This is a genomic window from Candidatus Walczuchella endosymbiont of Icerya purchasi (assembly GCF_964030875.1).
Classification (GTDB): Bacteria; Bacteroidota; Bacteroidia; order Flavobacteriales; family Blattabacteriaceae; genus Walczuchella.
Genome location: NZ_OZ034981.1, coordinates 119,824 through 140,000 on the forward strand (window position 1 = coordinate 119,824; position 20,177 = coordinate 140,000).

Genomic DNA, 20,177 nt, shown 5'->3' on the forward strand with positions numbered 1-20,177 from the left:
TTGCTGGTCGGCCACAGTAATAGAGATAATATTAGTTGGAATAGATCCGTCTCCCTAATAGGTAGAGCTGAACCTACCAATACTTAACGTTCATATTACGGGCTACTTCAGCATCTTGGATTATTTGAGCAGAACGTTACGAGAAAAGACATAAAGACATCTACGGGATAAGCTTCTATAAATTTCACGTCTGGGGCTTGCCTAGTAGCGAGGAGCGAGGCGTTAGCTGCTACTACTACCGTGCACCATACATTACTTATGGGTGATCAGAACATTCAATAGTATCTATGGCGCTCTATGGCGCTCTATGGCGCTCTATGGCGCTGGTAATACCATTACCCCAGCATCCCTTCTACTACCTGTAGTAGATGTCCGCTACGTTGCACTTTGCGTTGCACTTTGCGTTGCACTTTGCGTTGCACTTTGCGTTGCACTTTGCGTTGCACTTTGCGTTGCACTTTGCGTTGCACTTTGTACCACACCAACATGGTCAATCCCTTTAAGACCAGTGACCAGGATGAAATTCACCGTATCTAGTCCTGAGCTACTCCAAATTATGTAATATAATTCTTTATGGCTGCTGTCATAGATTTGACCATTCTTTATGCTCAATCAACCCTAGTAGTATCTTTCCATTACTTCCTTTATTTTTCAATGGTATAGCCGTGATGATAGTGGCTTCGACCCACTTTAAAATTGGAAGACCGATTTTTTTAAATTAATAGAAAGCATTTCATCAGATGCCTTATCAAGCTCTGTGTTATTACTACCCCGAGAAATCATTTATTATTTTTCTTGGCATGCATTGTATTTGAGTTCTTCTTTAAGAAGTTTTTCAGCAATGTTAATAGACAAATCAACTATATATGAGACTTTTCGCCTGTGCTTGTTCTTCACGGGTTTTATCACTCATTATACGAGCTTATTAATATCTCGTTCAATACGACTTTCTTTAATCCAATTATCTTTTAAAAGACGAATTTCTTCACGGACTTTTTGAGCAGCTTCTAGAGAATTATGCAAATGAGTATCACGTTTGAGTATCACGTTGTTCAATCATATTTAATATGGGTGTTTCCACGCAAATTTTGTCAGAATGAAAAACAAAAGTAAAAAGAGAACACTTTGCCAAAAAATAAAACCTCGGGAAGGCGTTACTAAATCCACTCGGTAAACCCTATATAGCTAAAAGGGCAGTGACTATACCGAAAAGTGCAGTAGCTAGGTTGTCTGTAGATCGCCTACAAAACAGATAGCCCTAGCGTCCATACCAATAAATAAGGAAGAGAGCGCTGTAAATCTGAATGCTTCAGACACCAGCACTTCGAGTAATAGCACTTCGAGTAATGACGGAAATCAGGCAAACCCTGCAGCAAATATACTTTTAAAAATGAATCTGACGCAAATAAAGCTCAATATAATAAGATGACCCGCCGGAGCAAATAAACGAATGCAAAGTGTCATTGGTCTTATAAAGATTCCTACAAGTTCTATTGGGATGAGTAAAAAACGAACAAATATCGTAGGCAGATGGAAAATCTGTTTACAATAAGATCTTTTGGAGGTTATAATCAACGATAAAACTAAGGTGGTATTAATATTCCCAGTTACATTCGGAATTCGTAGCCGATGGCAGCATCCCAATAAGATTGGTTATAAAAAAAATACAACTTATACATCGCCTATGTTTTGAATAGCTAATTCATCTCTTAGGAACAAAATTAGTGGTTATAACAATTTAGCCTGTAAAGAAATAGGACAATAATCTTTGTCAGAATTTGCCATGTTTAAAAACATCCCACAAAGAATAAAAACAGAACATAAAGTAGCCACAACATTTTTCGTAATGGAGAGATTCAACGGTTGCTGATTTAGGTCCTGAGGTGGTCAAGGACCCATAAGCGTCGGTTTTATTGCACAAGACGATAATATTTTCCTTAATCTTCTACAATCTTTCTTCCATATTTAAACCGAAAAAACATGCCAGCCTTTATACCACAAAATTATAGGAATACTTAGACTTTTCTCTCCACTACCCCAAAAGTGCCATTCAGATGAATCTCGTATGTGTTCAAGAATAACTTCAGCAGGATTCATAATTCTTTCTCTATAAGAAACTACAAAACTATTCAGCACAAAAAATCATGAGTTATTGGACAAGTAGAACCATCCTCATTATCAATCAATGAAAGAGCTCATTACGGATACTATCTACCATTTTTTTTATAATTAAATGACCTGTGGACTATTCATGGCATAAGAACACCTATGGATCCAATCCTTACTAAGGTGGGAAAATATTTCATCAGACGATGATCCCATACGATGATCCCCTTACTGAATCAAATACACTACGATAATGAGATTAATAATATTCGCAGAGAAAGATTATACCCTTAAATATATTCCACCACGTGCTATTCCACCACGTGCTATTCCACCACGTGCTATTCCACCACGTGCTATTCCACCACGTGCTATTCCACCACGTGCTATTCCACCACGTGCTATTCCACCACCATGTATACCCTTTGTGCTAAGAGCGGTACATACCCCCTATGCTTTTTTCCATAGTGCTAGACATTTTGCGCTTACGTGTATTGGCTATGGCTAAAAATCCCGGAATCATATTTTAAGATCCATTTATTTCATAAGTTTTACAATCAGTAATATGACCAATAGGTAATGTATTATTTTGGCGTTATTTCCATAGGTCATCAGTGAGATTCCGCACGTAACGGACTTTATCCCCCATTCCTAAATGGATTTCTCTATAAACAGTGGGTCCTTGAATAATAGGTTCATAAGTGGATAAAAAATGCATTGATACAATTTTTAACATATCTTCGATTACAAAAATTAAACACATGGCTTCATTGATCTCAAGAAAAGAAAATTATTCAAAATGGTATAATGAAATAGTTCTAAAATCTGAACTAGCTGAAAAGTCTGGGATACGTGGTTGTATGATCATCAAACCGTACGGTTTCGCTATATGGGAAAAAATGCAATCAGTTCTTGACAAAATGTTAAAAAATACAGGACATGAAAACGCTTATTTTCCAACATTTATTCCAAAATCCTACCTATCAAAAGAAACGAATCATATGGAAGGATTTGCTAAGGAATGCGCTGTAGTAACACATTGTAGGTTAAAGAATACACCTGATGGTAAAGGAATAATGTTAGATACTAAATCAAGACTTGAAGAGGAACTCATAGTGCGTCCGACCTCTGAAACTATTATTTGGGACAGCTACAGAAGATGGATCCAATCTTATCGAGACTTACCTATCTTACTAAATCAATGGGCTAACGTAGTGCGTTGGGAAATGCGAACACGATTATTTTTACGAACTTCAGAGTTTCTTTGGCAAGAAGGTCATACCGCCCATGCTAGCCGAGAAGAAGCTATTGAAGAAGCTAAAAAAATGCTTAGAGTTTATACTAATTTTGCTGAAAATTTTATGGCGGTACCGATAATTCAAGGCACGAAAAGTGAGACTGAACGTTTTTCCGGAGCGGAAGAAACTTATTGTATTGAAGCAATGATGCAAGATGGAAAAGCTCTTCAAATAGGTACTTCTCATTTTCTCGGACAAAATTTTTCCAAAGCTTTTGATGTTAAATTTTCTAAACAATTTGGGGGGAAAGAGTACGTTTGGGCTACTTCTTGGGGTGTATCCACTCGGTTAATAGGAGCATTAATCATGACTCATTCTGATGATCATGGATTGGTTTTACCTCCCAAACTTGCACCGATACAAGTTATTATCATTCCTGTTTATAGTAATCACGAACAGCTTAGAATCATTGAAAAATCTGTTACAATAATTAAAAAATCTCTTGAAAATCATGGAATCCGCACAAAATATGACTATCAAAATCATAAAACTCCTGGGTGGAAATTCAACGAATATGAAATGAAGGGAGTTCCTTTACGGATTTCCATGGGGATAAGGGAAATTGAAAAAAATCAAGTGGAGTTATTTAGACGAGATACCATGGAAAAACAACTATGTTCACAAAACGAATTTTTTAGATTAGCTCCAAAACTTCTTGAGGATATTCAAAATCAATTATATAATCGTGCTTTAAAAAAAAGAAATGCATTGATATTTCATGTAAATAATTATGAAGATTTTAAAAAAATACTAGATAACAAGGGAGGATTTATTTCAGCATACTGGGACGGAACAATTGAAACTGAAAAAAAAATTAAAGAAGAAACTAAAGCAACTATTCGCTGTATACCATTAAATTCTTACCCTAAAAAAGGATATTGTGTCTATTCAGGGAAACCTTCATCAAAAAAGGTTTTTTTTGCTAGATCTTATTAAGAATTCATCACTCTATGAAATTTAAACCTCGAGAATACATTATACTTGGCATAGATACTGGGACTCAAATTATGGGCTTTGGACTTATTAAAGGAAGAGGTCCTAATATAGAATTTTTGGGAGTAGATGAATTATTAATACAAAAAAGCTATAATCATAATTTTAAGCTAAAAAAAATATTTGAAAAAAGTTTGGAAATTATAGACCGATATATTCCAGATGAATTGGCTATCGAAGAACCCTTTTTGGGAAGAAATATACAATCAATGCTTAAATTAAGTAGGGCTCAGGGGGTAGCTATCGCTGCCGCTATTTATAAAAATATTCCGATTACGGCATATTCTCCTAGAAAAATTAAAATATCTATTACTGGCAATGGAAATTCTTCAAAAGAACAAGTAATTTGTATGTTAAAATATATTTTAGGTGGAAAAAAATTTACCTATAGAAATCTAGATGCCAGTGATGGTCTTGCTGCAGCTGTATGTCATTATATAAACCTAAATGTGTATATGCGCATGAGGAACCCTAATACATACTTTTAATGAATTTTAAGAATTTCTAGCACCATTTTATTTCCGTTAGGGAGTATAATATTAGAAGTTTCTCCAATCTTTTTTCCTAGTAACCCTTGGGCAATGGGTGTTTTTATAGATATTCTACCTACACTTAAATCTGCTTCACTTTCAGGAACCAACGTATAAATCTGAATTATTCCCTTAGTAATATTTTTTATGTGGACGGTCGAAAGAATAGATACCTTAGAACGATCCACTTGAGAACTATCTATCACGCGTGCATTATAAATTTTTTCTTTTATACGTGCAATACGCATTTCTATCAATTCCTGAGCTGCTTTAGCAGCGTCATATTCTGCATTTTCTGATAAATCTCCTTTATCTCGAGCTTCAGAAATTTGTTGAGATATTCTAGATCGTTCTACTGTTTCAAGATGTTCAACTTCTTTAATAAGTTTTTTTAATCCTTCTTCCGTAAGATATTCGTCTTTTTCTATAGGCATTTTATTTTATTTTAGCCCATAGGTTAGCCCATAGGTTAGCCCATAGGTTAGCCCATAGGTTAGCCCATAGGTTAGCCCATAGGTTAGCCCATAGGGGAATCGAACCCCTCTTTTCAGAATGAAAACCTGATGTCCTAACCTATAGACGAATGGGCCATTTATTTTATTGCATTTATAGCACTAGCCAACTTACTTTTTAAGTTAGCAGCTTTATTTTTATGTATAATTTTCTTCTTAGCTAGTGTATCCAGCTTTGAACTTAAATATGAGTAATAAGACTCAAGGTATTTTATATCTCTTGCTTTTTCTATTTCTTTACGAATTTTTTTTACAATTGTACGAACAGTTTTGTAGCTATATCTATTACGTAACCGACGATTTTTATTATAAAGAATTTTCTTTTTTATATTATACATGGATAATTTTTTCTATTTCCACTTTATAGAGAAAAAAATTTCACACTACAAAAGTAGATAAAGAAACTTAGTAAATCAAAATTATATAAGCAGAAATCTTTTAGTTCGGTTAATACCACCTTTTTAAGGAAAATCCTAATTGTTTTATATCTCTCCAAAAATTAGGATAAGATTTTTCTACTACATTTGGGTTTTGTATAATCATTGATCTGTATAATGCTAAAGGAGCAAAAGACATAGCCATTCTATGATCATTATAAGTATGGATTAGTGGTTTACCATCAGCATTTTGAAAATTAAAAATCTCTAAGGAATTTTCTGTCAGATATGTTCTAACACCTACTTTAAATAACTCATTTTGTAAAGCCTGTAAACGGTCTGTTTCTTTTATTTTTAAAGTTTCAAGTCCGGTTAATAAACATTTTATTTTTAACCCTGTACAACTTATAGCAATAGTTTGTGCAATATCCGGACATTGATTTAAATCACATTCAAAATATTCCGGTAGTATCCGTGAAGGATCCTTTGTAAGAAAAATACTCTTTTCTTTAAAAGAAGTTTTTACTCCAAAGTAATTACAATAAATATCATATAACTTTTGATCACCTTGCAGACTTTCTTTTTTATAAATGCTTAATTGGATATCTACTTGTTTAGACATTGCAGCTAAAGAATAATAATAGGAAGCAGAGCTCCAGTCTGATTCAACAAAAAATTTTCTACTAGCAAGAGGTTCAGGGGCTGGTGAGATAAAAACTTCACGGTTATTCCAAAACACAGAAATCCCAGCTTTTCTCAACAACTCTATAGTCATAGATATATAAGGTTTTGAAGTTATTTTTTTCTCTAGGTTAAGAGAAAGACCTTTTTCAAAAAAAGCCCCTATTAACATCAATGCACTTATGTACTGACTACTAGTATCAGCCCTAACAGATAAGTTTCCTCCAATCAATTTTTTTCCATAGATTTTTAAAGGAGGATATCCTTCGTTTCCTAAGTAATCAATATTAGCACCAAGTTTTCTCAGAGCTTGGACTAATACTCCTATTGGTCGTTCGTGCATTCTTTTCGATCCAATCAGAGTGAAAGTTTTGTTATATTGGACTGTGCAATAAGCTGTTAAAAAACGCATAGCAGTTCCAGCATTTTGAACATATAGGACATTATTAGGACCAAAAAGTGCTTTATGTAAAATTTTCGTGTCCTTCGCAGAAGAAATATTTTCAATATGAATATTTTTAGTAAAAAGTCCTTTTAAAATAAGTAACCGATTGGATTCACTTTTGGACCCTACTATAGTTAGCCTTCCACTAAGGCAGGACTCGTCTTTATAAAGTTCAATATATGTCATAGATATATCGTTTTTCTACAGCTCTGGGGATCTCTACAGCTCTAAGATCTTTTATATTTATGGTTCGAAGTTACATGAGAATGATTATGCAAACACTAAATGAATTAGACCAAGATTGGATGAGATGTTTTCAAAAACCGATTATTATATCGGGTCCTTGCAGTGCAGAAAGTCAAGAACAACTGCTGGAAATTTCTAAAAATCTTGACCAGTCTTATGTGAAAATTTTTCGAGCTGGCATATGGAAACCTCGCACGAAACCTGGAGGTTTTGAGGGAGTAGGGGAAATTGGTCTCAAATGGCTACAAAAAGTAAAAGAGGAAACAGGAATGATGATTGCTACAGAAGTAGCGAATACTGACCATGTCAAGGCTTCCCTGGCCTATGATATTGATATACTATGGATTGGTGCTAGAAGTACAGTTAATCCGTTTACGGTACAAGAAATTGCTGAGTCATTAAAGAATACAGAAAAAATAATACTTGTAAAGAATCCGATAAATCCTGATTTTGATTTATGGGTAGGAGCCCTAGAACGTCTTGTAGCTCAGGGAATAAAAAAAATCGGCGTTATACACAGAGGATTTTCTTATTATAAAAAATCCCAATATCGTAATCATCCCCATTGGGAAATAGCATTGAATTTAAAAAATTTCTATGGGAATATTCCTATTATATGCGACCCTTCACATATTTGTGGAGAAAGAGAAGGCATTGCTACCGTTGCACAACAAGCGTTGAATTTGGAATACGACGGATTAATGATAGAGAGTCACTGTAATCCAGATAAAGCATGGAGCGATTCTAAACAACAAATAACCCCACAACAACTTGGAAAAATTCTGAAACAAATTGAGTTTAGTAAAGAACAAGATTCAAAAAAAACTAAAATAGAAATATTCCGTGATAAAATTGATGAACTAGATGAGAATGTTCTTTCACTATTAGCAAGTAGATTACTTTTATCGAGAGAGATTGGCATGCTCAAAAAAAAGCATAATGTAGACATATTCCAACCTAAACGTTGGAAACAACTAATGGAAAAATTAGAATGTTTTGGGAAAAATGTAGAATTGTCTGAAGATTTTATTAAAGTATTTTTAGAAATAATCCATCAGGAATCAATTAAGATTCAAAATCGTGTTATGCTTGATAGGTGATGTACTTGCTTTTGATACGCAGTAGTTTATCATCGGTTATGGAAAACACTAATACGCCTTAGGCTTATGAATAACTAAAAGTGTTATTATCTACTTATTCGGCAGAGATTGATCCTCGTATACTTCAATAAAGTCTCCGATTTTTAGAGCATTATAGTTCTTTATTTGCAATCCACATTCATAACCTTTAGAGACTTCTTTGACATCTTCTTTAAATCGTTTAAGAGAAGCTAATTCGCCATGAAATATGACAATACCGTCTCGTATTAATTTTATTTTAGCAGGACGAAATATTTTCCCGTTAATAACCAGACATCCGGCAACGGTTCCTCCTATTTTAGGAATATTAAAGATATTACGAATCTCAGCAGTACCACAGATTTTTTCTTGAAGTTTAGGAGAATACATTCCTTCTATAACGTTAGAAATTTCCCTAATTACATCATAAATAATTGAATATGTACGGATTTCAATATGTTCTCTTTCTGCAATTTTTCTTGCATTAGGAGCTGTTCTGACATTGAATCCTATAATGATAGAATGAGAGGCACTGGCTAGTAAAACATCTGATTCAGTAATTTGTCCTACACCTTTGTGAATAATATTTACCAATACTTCCTTTTTAGAAAGATTTTTAAGTGCATTCATAAGGGCTTCTACGGAACCATCTACATCTCCCTTAAGAATAATTTTTATTTCCTTACCTGCTACGTTAGGTACATGCTTATGTGTGCGAATATGGTGCTCTCTTTGTAATTGTTGTTTTTTTAAAGCCAGTTGTTTAGCTTCCTTATCATTACTGAACACTTTAAATTTATCCCCAGCTGTAGGACCACCGTTAAGTCCCAATATAGATACTGGTTTTGAAGGACCGGCATTTTTAATGGAATTACCTCTTTCATCGAAAAGTGCCTTAACTTTTCCGTGGTATATACCTGCTAATATGTAGTCTCCAAGTTTTATAGTACCAGATTGAACAAGGATAGTAGTCATATATCCACGACCTTTATCTAGAGTAGATTCAATGATTGTACCAGAAGCCATTTGATTTGGATTAGCTTTCAATCCTAAAAGTTCAGCTTCTAGCCAAACCTTATCGAGTAATTGTTCAATACCTTCCCCTGTTTTTGCAGAAATTTCCTGAGACTGATATTGACCTCCCCATTCTTCTACCAAGATATTTATGTTAGCTAGCTGTTCACGGATTTTATCAGGATTTGCCGTAGGTTTATCTATTTTATTTAAAGCAAATATTATAGGAACTCCAGCTACTTTGGCGTGATTTATTGCTTCTTTGGTTTGCGGCATAACTTCAGAATCCGATGCTATAACAATAATAACAATATCAGTTATCTTAGTGCCTCTGGCACGCATAGACGTAAACGCTTCATGACCTGGAGTATCAAGAAAAGTAATACATCGTCCGTTTTTTAATTCTACACTATAAGCACCTATATGCTGTGTAATTCCTCCAGATTCACAAGATTTAGTATTTCTAACATAATCTAAAAATGACGTTTTTCCGTGATCTACGTGACCCATAACTGTGATAATGGGTGCACGACTATGCAGATTTTCTTTTGGATTTTCTTTTGGATTTTCTTTTGGATTTTCTTTTGGATTTTCTTTTGGATCTTCCTGAAGAACTTTATCTATATCTTCTCCGACAAAATCTATACTGTATCCGAATTCATCAGCTACTAGGGTAAGTATTTCCGCATCTAAACGTTGATTCATTGTTACCATAACCCCTAAAGATATACAAGCAGTAATTAATTGTGTGCTAGAAACATTCATAAGAGAAGCTAATTCATTTACAGTAATAAACTCAACTATTTTAAGTACTTTTTTAGGTTTTGAATCAAGCGTTTTATTATCTTCTTTTGGGGTTTGTTTTTTTTTCCTATACTTTAAATTTTTTACAGGGACTTTTGAAAAAGTTTCCTTAATTTTTTCTCCACGTTCACTATTTATATGTTGTATTCCACTACGCATAGTACTCACCGGGGAAATAATACGGGGTCGCTTTTTTTTACTAGCATTATAGTAGGATTTCTTTTTTTCACTAGCATTATAGTAGGATTTCTTTTTTTCAAATTGAGACAGATCTATTTTATCTCCTGTAAATACAGGACCTGGAAGTTTTTTATATTGTGTTTTTATAGAAATGTCTGTTTTTGAAACTTGTTTATTCTCTAAGCTCGGTTCTTGAATAAGAGAATCAGAATTACTCGGCTTAAGCCTAGAAGCATTCTCTTTTTTGTATTCTTTAAACTCATTTACTAGTAGTTGATAAACCGGAGGTTTTATTTTGGTATTTATATTAACTTCTATATTTTTTGTTCGTAGAAAGTGTACCACTCTTTGTAAGGATACATTTAATTCTTTCAATATTACTCTTAATCTGATATTATCAGTCATCTAATTATTTTTTTAATTCTTCTCTTAATATTCGTAAGACATATAAAATAATCTGTTTATCTAATTTAGTTTTCTTTATTATATCTTCCATATCGGAATTTAGTATGGATCTAGCTGTAGAAAGGCCTGTACTTTTAAAGTGATCAATTATCCAAGGTTCTATTTCGTCAGTAAATTCAGTGAGTTCCACATCCTCCTCATCAAGAGAATCTCTAATAATAACAATTTTATAACCAGTGAGTTTACTTACTAAACGAATATTTTGTCCATTACGTCCTATGGTTTGAGATACCTGATCAGGATGTAACGATACCGTGGCTATTTTATTTTTTTCATCTATCTCAATTTTATATATTTTAGCCGGGCTTAGAGCACGAATAATATACAACTGACTATTGTCAGTATAATTTATAATATCGATCTTTTCAGATATTAATTCTTTAACAATAGAACGTATTCGCATACCTCTTACTCCGACACAAGCCCCGACTGGATCGATCCGATCATCAGAAGATTCTACAGCTACTTTGGCTTTTTCTCCAGGAATACGTACAATGTCTTTTATCGAAATCAATCCTTCAAAAACTTCAGGAATTTCCTGCTCAAAAAGTTTTTTTATAAATGCTGTATCACTTCGTGATAGAATAATTATTGGCCTATTCCCCTCAAAGAGAACATTTTTAATTAGAGCACGTATACGACCACTCTTTCGACTAAAATCGTTAGCCATCTGTTCTTTTTTTGGAAGGATCATTTCATTTTTGTTATCGTCACGGATGACGATATTTTTATTATCACATGTATAGTGAATCTCTCCGACTATAAGTTCTCCTATTTTTTTTTTAAATTTTTTATAAATAACTGTGTTATAGTATTCTTTACTTTGAGTAAAGAGATTTTTTTTTAAAGAAAGAATAGCCCTTCGACCTAAATCTTTAAGTTCTACTTTTTCAGATACATATTCTCCTATTTCAAAATCAGGCTCTATTTTTTTTGCTTCAGAAAGTTCAATTTGTTCATTCTCTTCCTCAACAGATCCGTCTTCCACGATTGTACGATTGCGCAAGATTTCAAGATAACCTTTATCAGGATTTACTATAATGTAGAAATTCTTTGAAGATCCATATTTTTGACGTAAAAGATTTCTAATAGCTTCCTCAAGTATAGCTATAAGAGTAGATCTATCTATATTTTTTTCCGACTGAAAATTTATTAAGGCCAGATTAAGATTCTCCATAGGAGATCACTTTTTAAACATGTTTAATATATGTTTTTTTACAAAAAATTACAAATACACGTTTCTCTTAACCATCGTGAGGAAAAAGAGTGTCGAACTCTTTCCAACCTTATATTCTGTAGTGGTTCTACAAGGAAGAGGCCGGGATTGACAACCAGTATCAAATTTTTTTATATCTAGGTAAAGGCTCACGAAACATTTCAATACTCTTTATCTCTTTATATCTTTATAAGAGTACGGTTTTAGAAATTAATAATATAATATATTCCATAAAATTATGCCTAACGGAAAAAAAAGAAAAAAGAACAAGATTGCTACACATAAAAGAAAAAAAAAAAGCAGAAAAAATAGACATAAGAAGAAATAATATAAATACTACGACCTTTATCTAGAATTGAATATATAGTACTTAATATATAGTGTAGTGTCTGTTATAGTGTAGTACTTGTAGTACTTAAGATATAGTGTAGTACTTGTAGTACTTAAGATATAGTGTAGTACTTAAGTATCTTAAATGAATAAAGAATTAATTATACAAACAAATGAGAAAGAGGTAATTGTTGTTATTTTGGAAAACGTAAAATTATCAGAAATACATCGTTACAGCAAAAAAAAAATTTTTTAATTGGGGATATCCACATTGGAGAAATACAAGAAATAGTACCAGGACTCAATGCAGCTTTTGTGAATATTGGATCTGGTCAACATGCTTTTCTTCATTATCAATATATTGGTCCGAAATTCAAATCATTTATCAAATTATTATCATGTAATTATACAGAATTTATTAAAAATGGACAAATCATATTGGTACAGATTACTAAAGAATCTCTTTCAAAAAAAGGTCCGAAACTGACATCAGAAATTTCCCTATCAGGTCGTTATCTTATATTAATTCCTTTCGCAGAAAAAATTTTAATTTCAAAAAAAATCAAAGACCGAAAAGAAAGAGAACGATTAATTTCTCTTATACAGAGAATAAAACCAAAAAATTTTGGCCTAATTATTCGTACTATTGCGATAAATAAAAGAATTCCAACTATTGAAAATGATTTACTATCTCTCACCAAGAAGTGGAAGAATCTCCTAAAATTTTTAAAACAAAAATTTACAGCAAGAATACTCCGGGAAAGGGATAGAGCATTATTCATTCTAAAAGATCTTTTTAATGAGGATTTCACATCCATTATTTGTGATGATGATAATCTTTGCGATGAGATGGATACCTATATCTCTAGCATTTATCCGAGTAAAACTGGTATTATTAAATATTATCGTGATAAGGAAATACCTCTTTTTGATCAATTTGGTATTGAAAGTCAAATGAAAATATCTTTAGGCAAGCATGTTTCACTAGGGAAGGGAGCCTCTCTAATTATAGAACATACTGAAGCATTGCACGTCATTGATGTGAATAGTGGAATAACCCAGCATAAAAAAATAAAATATAAAAATGTCGCTCTTGATGTCAATATTTTAGCAGCTACAGAAATTTCTAGACAATTAAGGTTAAGGGATATGGGAGGTCTGATCGTGGTAGATTTTATAGATCTGGTGGAATATCACCATCGTAAAAAATTATATGAACACCTAAAGGTGTCAATGAAAAATGACAAAGCAAAATATAAAATTTTACCACCAAGCAAGTTTGGTCTAATACAACTGACAAGACAAAGAGTACGTCCTGAATTAAATATAGAAACTGATGAAGAAAATCCTTCTAAAAATATAGAAGCGCCGGTTGCGTATATATCTAGAATCGAGTCTGTTTTAGAATTTCTTGTAAAAGAAAACATTAAAAAAATGACTTTGCATACTCATCCATTTATAGCAGCTTATCTCCAACATGGATGGCCATCCAAACAGCAAAAATGGTTTCTACGATATAAAAAATGGATCAAAATTATTCAAAGAGATTCATTCAAATATCTTGAGTATCAAATTTTATATTCTGATAAGAACTAATCTTATGCGGGTGTGGTGGAATTGGTAGACACGCTAGACTTAGGATCTAGTACTGAAAAAGTGTGGGGGTTCGAGTCCCTTCATCCGCACGACAATCATTTTCATAGCACTGATACAATCTTTCTCTATTTTCAGAGTCGTTCTATGAACAAATTTCCAAAAGCTGTGCTTGGGTAGTAATCTTTTCTTTATGGAATGTCTTAAAATAGCTTTACAAAAATCCGGTAGACTGTATACAGATTCTATTGAACTACTGAAAGATTGTGGGATAGAAATGAATTTAGGAAAACAGCTTAATACAAAGTCTCTTAATTTTCCAATGGAGATTTTATTTTTCCGAGATGATGATATTCCTAAATACATTGAAGATGGAGTAGCTGATGTAGGGATTGTAGGGAAAAATCTTATTTTAGAAAAAAAGAAAAATATTAATATTATAGAATCTCTAGGTTTTGGCCGTTGTCGTCTATCTATTGCTGTACCTGAAAATTTTCATTATACAAGATTAGATGATCTTTCCGAAAAACGAATTGCCACAAGTCATCCTACACTTTTAAGCGCTTTTTTAAAAAAAAGCCATATAAAAGCGCACATTCATCATATAAGTGGATCGGTCGAAATTGCTCCGAATATTGGAATATCTGATGCGGTTTGTGATTTAGTTAGTAGCGGTGAAACACTGTTTATCAACAATCTTAAAGAGATAGAAACTATACTGGAATCTGAAGCTGTATTAACATCCTATCCACACATGAAATTGTCTAAAAAATCTATTGCGGAAATCTTATATTGTAGAATCCAGGCAGTTAAAAGAGCTAGAACCAATAAGTATCTGATACTCAATGCTACTAATGATAATTTAGAAGAAATATTATCTTGTCTCTCTGGAAGTCCGACAGTACTTCCATTAAATAATACTAAATGGATTGCAGTACACGCTATAGTTGAAGAAAGAGATCTATGGAACAAGATAGAAAATCTAAAAAGATTGGGTGCAAAAGACTTATTGGTTCTCCCCATTAAAAAAATGATTATTTAAAAAAAATATAGTAGGTCCTCAAAAGATAAAAACTAATGAAAAAAAAGTTTCTTTTCATTGAAAGAGAGGGGCCTATAATTAGAGAAAATACTACACAAGTTATTTTCTATCCAGGAGTATTTTCATTTCTTTACCGGATATTCTCTGAACTAGATTATGAACTAGTCATAGGGACTAATCAAGAGGGACTAGGTCCAGAAAACTTTTGGCCAATACAAGAATATATCATGAAAACTTTTGAAGGTGAGGGTATTTATTTTTCTTCTGTACATATTTATCGGACTCTGGCAAAAGAAAACGCATCTACAAGAAAATCTTGTACTGATATGCTTCTAACTAATTATGATATTTCAAATTCTTTTTTTATTGGGGATATAATTACATATGTACTCTTAGCTAAAAATCTTGGTTGTAAAGCGATATGGATGAATAAGGAAAATTGTCATCCTAGTCAAGAACTTAACCCTTTGATCTCTTTTGAAACCGTTTTTTGGAAACAAATTTATGAGTATCTTAAATTCGGACTAAGATGTTACACGAATAGACGTATCACTAATGAAACCGACATCAAAATTTACCTGCAACTTTATGGTACTGGAAAAACTAATATCCATACTGGGCTAGGTTTTTTAAATCATATGCTTGAACAGATCGGTTGTCATGGAAAATTTGACCTAACTATTAAGGTGCGTGGAGATCTACATATTGATGAACACCATACTATTGAAGATATTGGTCTCGCTCTTGGCGCTACTTTTACTAAAGCTTTAGGAGATAAGAAAGGAATTGTTAGATCTGGATATTCTATATTACCGATGGATGATTCACTAGCGAAAGTAGCGATGGATCTGGGAGGTAGAAGTCATTTAGTATGGAAGGTCAATTTTGTCCGAGAAAAAATAGGTGATGTACCTACAGAAATGTTTTCACATTTTTTTAAATCTTTTTCTAATACAGCACACTGTAATATTCACATACAAGCTGAAGGAAAGAACGAACATCATAAAATAGAAGCTATATTTAAAGCCTTTGCTAGAACACTTCAGATGATTATCCGCAGAAATATAAATTCCGATGAATTACCTACAACTAAAGGAATGCTATGAAAATTGTTATTGTTAAATATTCTTCTGGGAATGTACAATCAGTCCTTTTCTCTCTAAAGAATCTTGGATATAACGCTATTATAAGCGATGAATTAGATCGAATTAAAAATTCGGATAAAGTGATCATTCCAGGAGTAGGAGAAGCTAGATCAGCCATGGAGTATTTTCATAAAACAGGTTTAGGAGAATTGATTGTTAGATTAACACAACCTGTTTTGGGAATTTGTCTCGGAATGCAACTTCTTTGTAAATTCTCTGAAGAAAATAACACACCATGTTTAGGTGTTTTTGATATACCAGTGAAAAAATTTAGACCTTCCTATAGCAGGAATACATTTAAAGTTCCACATACTGGATGGAATAACCTTTTTAATCTTCAAGGAAAACTTTTTAATGGAATACACAATGAAGTATATCAGTATTTTGTCCACAGTTATTATGTCCCATTAGGATCTCATACAATAGCTACAATAGATTATATTACCACTTGTAGTGCTGCTTTGCAAAAAGAAAATTTTTATGGCGTACAATTTCATCCAGAAAAATCAGGAATGGATGGAAAAAAAATTATAACCAATTTTTTGAATATATAAATTTTGTCTTATGCAAATTATTCCAGCAATAGATATTATAGATGGAAAGTGTGTTCGACTCACCCAAGGTGATTTTTCTATTAAAAAAATCTATAGCGAAAATCCGTTAGAAATAGCATTGCGTTTTGAGGATTATGGAATATCTCGATTACATTTGGTAGATCTTGATGGAGCAAAAAAAAGAAGAGTTATTCACTGGAAGGTTTTAGAAAAAATAGCTAGACACACTCGACTATTGATTGACTTTGGTGGTGGGATACAGAAAAGTGAGGATGTAAAAACTGTTTTTGACAGTGGGGCTTATATGGCTACAGTAGGGAGTATAATTGTATCCAACCCTAATTTGTTTAGAAATTGGATTATCCAATATGGGAAGGAAAAATTTTTTATCGGAGTAGACGTTAAAAACGAAAAAATTGCTATGTCAGGATGGACAAAAATTACTGACTTTTCTATATGGGATTTCATTTATGAAAGAATAAACAATAATGTCCAAAATATTTTTTGTACCGATATTGCTAAAGATGGTAGTTTATCTGGTCCTTCTATAAGTCTCTATAAAAAAATGATGCACAGATTTCCTCAATTAGGATTAACCGCTAGCGGCGGTATAAGTACTATAAAAGATCTGGAATCTTTGAAATCTATCGGTTGTCATGGAGCAATTATAGGAAAAGCTATTTATGAGAACAAAATTCGTCTTTATGATCTAAAAAAAAAATTAACCCAATAAATGCTCACTAAACGAATTATTCCATGTTTAGATATTAAAGACGGAAAAACTGTCAAAGGAATTTGTTTTGAACAATTGAAATATGCCGGTGATCCAGTACAACTAGCAACATATTATGTTGAAGAAGGCGCTGATGAACTAGTCTTTTTAGATATAAGTGCTACTTCTGAAAAGAGAAAAACCGCGCATGAACTAGTTAAAAAAATAGCTAAAAAACTTTGTATTCCATTTACTATTGGTGGAGGAATAGGATCGGTAAAAGATGTAGAAATTTTGCTTAATGCTGGAGCAGATAAGATATCGGTCAATACCGCTGCCTTTAAAAAACCTAAATTTCTTGAAGAATTGGTCCAAATATTTGGAAGTCAATGTATTGTATTATCTATAGATACACGGAATATTCATGATGAATGGTGGGTTTATCTTAATGGTGGACGTATAAAAACTAATGTTAAAGCAATCGATTGGGCTAAAGAAGCTGTTGATAGGGGGGTCGGAGAAATTCTATTAACTTCTATGAATCATGATGGCACAAAAAATGGATTTGCGGTAAATATAACTCGTGAATTTTCTGAAAAATTTTCTATCCCTATTATTGCGTCAGGAGGTGCTGGAAAATTGGAAGATTTCTATAATATTTTTGTTCAAGGAAAAGCAGATGCAGCCCTGGCAGCTAGCATTTTTCATTACAAAGAAATAAAAATCCCCCGACTAAAAAATTATTTAAATGAACGTCAATTACCTATACACCTGACAAAAAGTAAACATATGTAATGAACACACCTCCTATTAACGTTATCGATTTTTCAAAATCGATAGATCAACTAGTTCCGGCAATTATTCAAGATGCCGATACTTCAAAAGTAATTATGTTAGGATACATGAACGAGGAAGCTTATTTAAAAACGGTACAAACTCAACGAGTAACTTTCTATAGCCGATATAAAAAAAGACTATGGATAAAAGGAGAAAAAAGTGGGAATTATCTTAGACTTAGAGAAATAATGGTCGATTGCGATAAAGATACCTTACTTATTAAAGTTTGTCCTTTAGGAGCGAGTTGTCATACAGGAACCTACACTTGTTGGAAAGAACCGAATGAAGAAACCTATGGATTTTTAAGTAGATTGGAAGAAATTATCCGTTCTAGGAAAGAAAATTTCCCTCCATCTTCTTATGTATCTACACTCTTTAAAAGAGGACTGAATAGCATTTTACAAAAAGTGGGAGAAGAATCTATAGAACTTCTTATAGAAGCTAAGGATGAAAATCCAATACTTTTTCTAAATGAATCAGCTGATCTATTATTTCATTATATGATATTATTGCAGATAAAAGGCTATACAATAAAATCAGTAACGGATATTTTAAAGAATCGCAACAATTAATGTGTATCGATTTTTTATGAAAAATAACGTGCAGATTTACTTAGGTTAATAAATTCTTCTACGGAAAGTTCTTCAGCCCTTTTATCGAGAATAGGCATCGTATAAAAATATTTAGATAGAGATAAAGGCTTAAGTGAATTTCGAAGTATTTTTCTTCTCTGATTAAATCCACTTTTAACAATTTTTAAAAAAATAGATTCATCTGTTCTTTCTAAAGAAGATAATTTTCTTCTAAATCTAACTATGGCAGATTTTACTTTAGGGATAGGGAAAAAGACTTTCTCATTAACTGTAAAAATATATTCTACTTCATAGAACGCCTGTACTAAAACTGAAATAATTCCATAAATTTTACTCCCATGTTTTCCCACAATTCTCTTCGCCATATCTGTTTGAAACATCCCTATACACTCTGGGACGTAATTACGATAACTCAGTAGTCGAAATAAAATCTGTGAAGAAATATTGTACGGAAAATTGCCTATCAAGGCAAAAGAAGTAATAGAAGGTTCCCATTTTAAGAAGTCTGCATGTATGATATGGTTTTTTAATAAGGGAAATTCTTGACGTAAATAGTTTACAGCTTCCACATCAATTTCAATAAGAAAAAGCTCTAGCGTTTTTATCTTTAAGAGATATTGTGTAAGCATACCTATTCCAGGTCCTACTTCTACGACTGAAGAATAACCTTTAAAAGAAAGGCTGCACACAATTTTTTTAGCAATGTTTTTATCAATTAGAAAATGCTGACCGAAATATTTTTTAGTACTAATTTTAATCCGACACATGTATATAAAAGATTTGTCACAAATCCATAGATACTGTCTCAGCGGCTCTACCTTATGCTAATGGTCATTTAGCAGGTGTATATATATTTGTACTAGATCTTCTACGAACAGGGTGTTCCCATTACAGCAAAAAAGGAAGCCACAAGAAATAGTGGACAAATACCACTAGTACAATTTACCGCACCTACTCTTCAATGCATTGTAGCATAGCGAGAGATTTTCAGTTTTTCTAGAGGAAATTTGATGATCAGTTTCTTTACGATAGGTATTGTAAAAATGCTAATGCTTATGGAGATCAATGTGAAAAATGTGGTAGTACGCTTAGTCCTAATGAACTTATTAATCCTAGATGTCCCTAAGCATTGGTATTTACCGTTGGTAAGGTCTGATAGTTTTCTTCAAAAATTTATCCAGATTGGAAATCTAATATATATGGACAAGATCAATGAAGGACTAAAATCACGAGCCATTACTAGGGTATAGCACCTATTGGTTATGGGCTATTGGGAGATGAAGGACAGGGATACTTACCTAGTGCATTTTCACTGTATGATTTTTCCAGTGATGTTAAAAGCACATGGTGAAATGAATTTCTTAATCTTGAAAACGAAAAAAGATC

At 32.8% G+C, this 20,177-nt stretch carries 19 protein-coding genes, 2 tRNA genes and 1 pseudogene (1 of these 22 running past the window's edge); 12 read left to right on the top strand and 10 right to left on the bottom strand.

What is annotated here, in order from left to right:
* Positions 1–912: 912 nt before the first annotated feature.
* The 3 genes from AAHJ01_RS00590 to AAHJ01_RS00595 form a co-directional block, all read right to left on the bottom strand.
* Positions 913–1,047, bottom strand: coding sequence for a hypothetical protein (locus AAHJ01_RS00590; protein ID WP_342226940.1), 135 nt, complete (start codon positions 1,045–1,047; stop codon positions 913–915).
* Between the two features lie 309 nt (positions 1,048–1,356).
* Entirely contained in the window at positions 1,357–1,644 is a 288-nt protein-coding gene (locus AAHJ01_RS01535) for a F0F1 ATP synthase subunit A (RefSeq protein ID WP_425286280.1), read from the bottom strand.
* Positions 1,645–2,701: 1,057 nt separating this feature from the next.
* Positions 2,702–2,824: a hypothetical protein gene (locus AAHJ01_RS00595; protein WP_342226941.1), complete on the bottom strand. Its 123-nt coding sequence runs from the start codon at positions 2,822–2,824 to the stop codon at positions 2,702–2,704.
* 43 nt (positions 2,825–2,867) lie between these two features.
* Here AAHJ01_RS00595 and proS point away from each other — a divergent pair, with 43 nt between their 5' ends.
* Together proS and ruvC are read left to right on the top strand one after the other, a co-directional pair.
* Positions 2,868–4,340, top strand: a complete 1,473-nt coding sequence (gene proS / locus AAHJ01_RS00600; protein WP_342226942.1) for a proline--tRNA ligase — start codon at positions 2,868–2,870, stop codon at positions 4,338–4,340.
* Between the two features lie 14 nt (positions 4,341–4,354).
* Positions 4,355–4,885, top strand: coding sequence for a crossover junction endodeoxyribonuclease RuvC (gene ruvC / locus AAHJ01_RS00605; RefSeq protein WP_342226943.1), 531 nt, complete (start codon positions 4,355–4,357; stop codon positions 4,883–4,885).
* On the opposite strand, the gene greA is transcribed toward ruvC, so the two are convergent.
* The 4 genes from greA to AAHJ01_RS00625 form a co-directional block, all read right to left on the bottom strand.
* Positions 4,882–5,361, bottom strand: coding sequence for a transcription elongation factor GreA (greA, locus tag AAHJ01_RS00610; protein ID WP_425286281.1), 480 nt, complete (start codon positions 5,359–5,361; stop codon positions 4,882–4,884). The genes ruvC and greA overlap by 4 nt on opposite strands.
* Before the next feature lie 84 nt (positions 5,362–5,445).
* A tRNA-Glu gene (locus tag AAHJ01_RS00615) sits at positions 5,446–5,517 on the bottom strand.
* Between the two features lie 2 nt (positions 5,518–5,519).
* Positions 5,520–5,777, bottom strand: coding sequence for a 30S ribosomal protein S20 (gene rpsT, locus AAHJ01_RS00620; protein ID WP_342226944.1), 258 nt, complete (start codon positions 5,775–5,777; stop codon positions 5,520–5,522).
* A 109-nt stretch (positions 5,778–5,886) separates the two neighbouring features.
* Positions 5,887–7,128: a 3-phosphoshikimate 1-carboxyvinyltransferase gene (locus AAHJ01_RS00625; RefSeq protein ID WP_342226945.1), complete on the bottom strand. Its 1,242-nt coding sequence runs from the start codon at positions 7,126–7,128 to the stop codon at positions 5,887–5,889.
* 86 nt (positions 7,129–7,214) lie between these two features.
* Between AAHJ01_RS00625 and AAHJ01_RS00630 the strand changes: the two genes are divergently transcribed.
* A complete protein-coding gene (locus AAHJ01_RS00630; RefSeq protein ID WP_342226967.1) occupies positions 7,215–8,288 on the top strand; it encodes a bifunctional 3-deoxy-7-phosphoheptulonate synthase/chorismate mutase type II in 1,074 nt (357 codons plus the stop codon).
* A 90-nt stretch (positions 8,289–8,378) separates the two neighbouring features.
* On the opposite strand, the gene infB is transcribed toward AAHJ01_RS00630, so the two are convergent.
* Together infB and nusA are read right to left on the bottom strand one after the other, a co-directional pair.
* Positions 8,379–10,709 carry a translation initiation factor IF-2 gene (gene infB, locus AAHJ01_RS00635; RefSeq protein ID WP_342226946.1) on the bottom strand — a complete coding sequence of 777 codons (2,331 nt, stop codon included), beginning with the start codon at positions 10,707–10,709 and terminating at the stop codon, positions 8,379–8,381.
* 4 nt (positions 10,710–10,713) lie between these two features.
* Complete coding sequence (nusA, locus tag AAHJ01_RS00640; protein WP_342226947.1) at positions 10,714–11,946, bottom strand: transcription termination factor NusA; 1,233 nt, start codon at positions 11,944–11,946, stop codon at positions 10,714–10,716.
* Between the two features lie 639 nt (positions 11,947–12,585).
* Between nusA and AAHJ01_RS00645 the strand changes: the two genes are divergently transcribed.
* From AAHJ01_RS00645 to hisIE, 8 genes are all read left to right on the top strand, one after another.
* Positions 12,586–13,911, top strand: a complete 1,326-nt coding sequence (locus tag AAHJ01_RS00645) for a ribonuclease E/G (RefSeq protein ID WP_342226968.1) — start codon at positions 12,586–12,588, stop codon at positions 13,909–13,911.
* A gap of 6 nt (positions 13,912–13,917) precedes the next feature.
* Positions 13,918–14,000 (top strand) — tRNA-Leu (locus AAHJ01_RS00650).
* Positions 14,001–14,101: 101 nt separating this feature from the next.
* Positions 14,102–14,950, top strand: a complete 849-nt coding sequence (gene hisG / locus AAHJ01_RS00655) for an ATP phosphoribosyltransferase (protein ID WP_342226948.1) — start codon at positions 14,102–14,104, stop codon at positions 14,948–14,950.
* Between the two features lie 35 nt (positions 14,951–14,985).
* Positions 14,986–16,056 (top strand): imidazoleglycerol-phosphate dehydratase HisB, encoded by a 1,071-nt coding sequence (hisB, locus tag AAHJ01_RS00660; RefSeq protein ID WP_342226949.1) that lies wholly within the window; start codon positions 14,986–14,988, stop codon positions 16,054–16,056.
* The gene (gene hisH / locus AAHJ01_RS00665; protein ID WP_342226950.1) at positions 16,053–16,649 is read left to right on the top strand and encodes an imidazole glycerol phosphate synthase subunit HisH; all 597 of its coding nucleotides are present in this window, start codon (positions 16,053–16,055) and stop codon (positions 16,647–16,649) included. Before hisB ends, hisH begins: the two co-directional genes overlap by 4 nt.
* 10 nt (positions 16,650–16,659) lie before the next feature.
* Positions 16,660–17,382, top strand: a complete 723-nt coding sequence (hisA, locus tag AAHJ01_RS00670; RefSeq protein ID WP_342226951.1) for a 1-(5-phosphoribosyl)-5-[(5-phosphoribosylamino)methylideneamino]imidazole-4-carboxamide isomerase — start codon at positions 16,660–16,662, stop codon at positions 17,380–17,382.
* Complete coding sequence (hisF, locus tag AAHJ01_RS00675; protein ID WP_342226952.1) at positions 17,383–18,156, top strand: imidazole glycerol phosphate synthase subunit HisF; 774 nt, start codon at positions 17,383–17,385, stop codon at positions 18,154–18,156.
* A complete protein-coding gene (hisIE, locus tag AAHJ01_RS00680; protein WP_342226953.1) occupies positions 18,156–18,770 on the top strand; it encodes a bifunctional phosphoribosyl-AMP cyclohydrolase/phosphoribosyl-ATP diphosphatase HisIE in 615 nt (204 codons plus the stop codon). The genes hisF and hisIE overlap by 1 nt, the downstream gene beginning before the upstream one ends.
* 14 nt (positions 18,771–18,784) lie before the next feature.
* Here the strand turns inward: hisIE and rsmA are convergent, their stop codons facing one another.
* Positions 18,785–19,558 (bottom strand): 16S rRNA (adenine(1518)-N(6)/adenine(1519)-N(6))-dimethyltransferase RsmA, encoded by a 774-nt coding sequence (gene rsmA, locus AAHJ01_RS00685; protein WP_342226954.1) that lies wholly within the window; start codon positions 19,556–19,558, stop codon positions 18,785–18,787.
* A gap of 248 nt (positions 19,559–19,806) precedes the next feature.
* Between rsmA and AAHJ01_RS00690 the strand changes: the two are divergent.
* A pseudogene (locus AAHJ01_RS00690) lies at positions 19,807–20,177 on the top strand (class I tRNA ligase family protein) (its annotated part continues 80 nt past the right edge of the window); the annotation flags it as partial.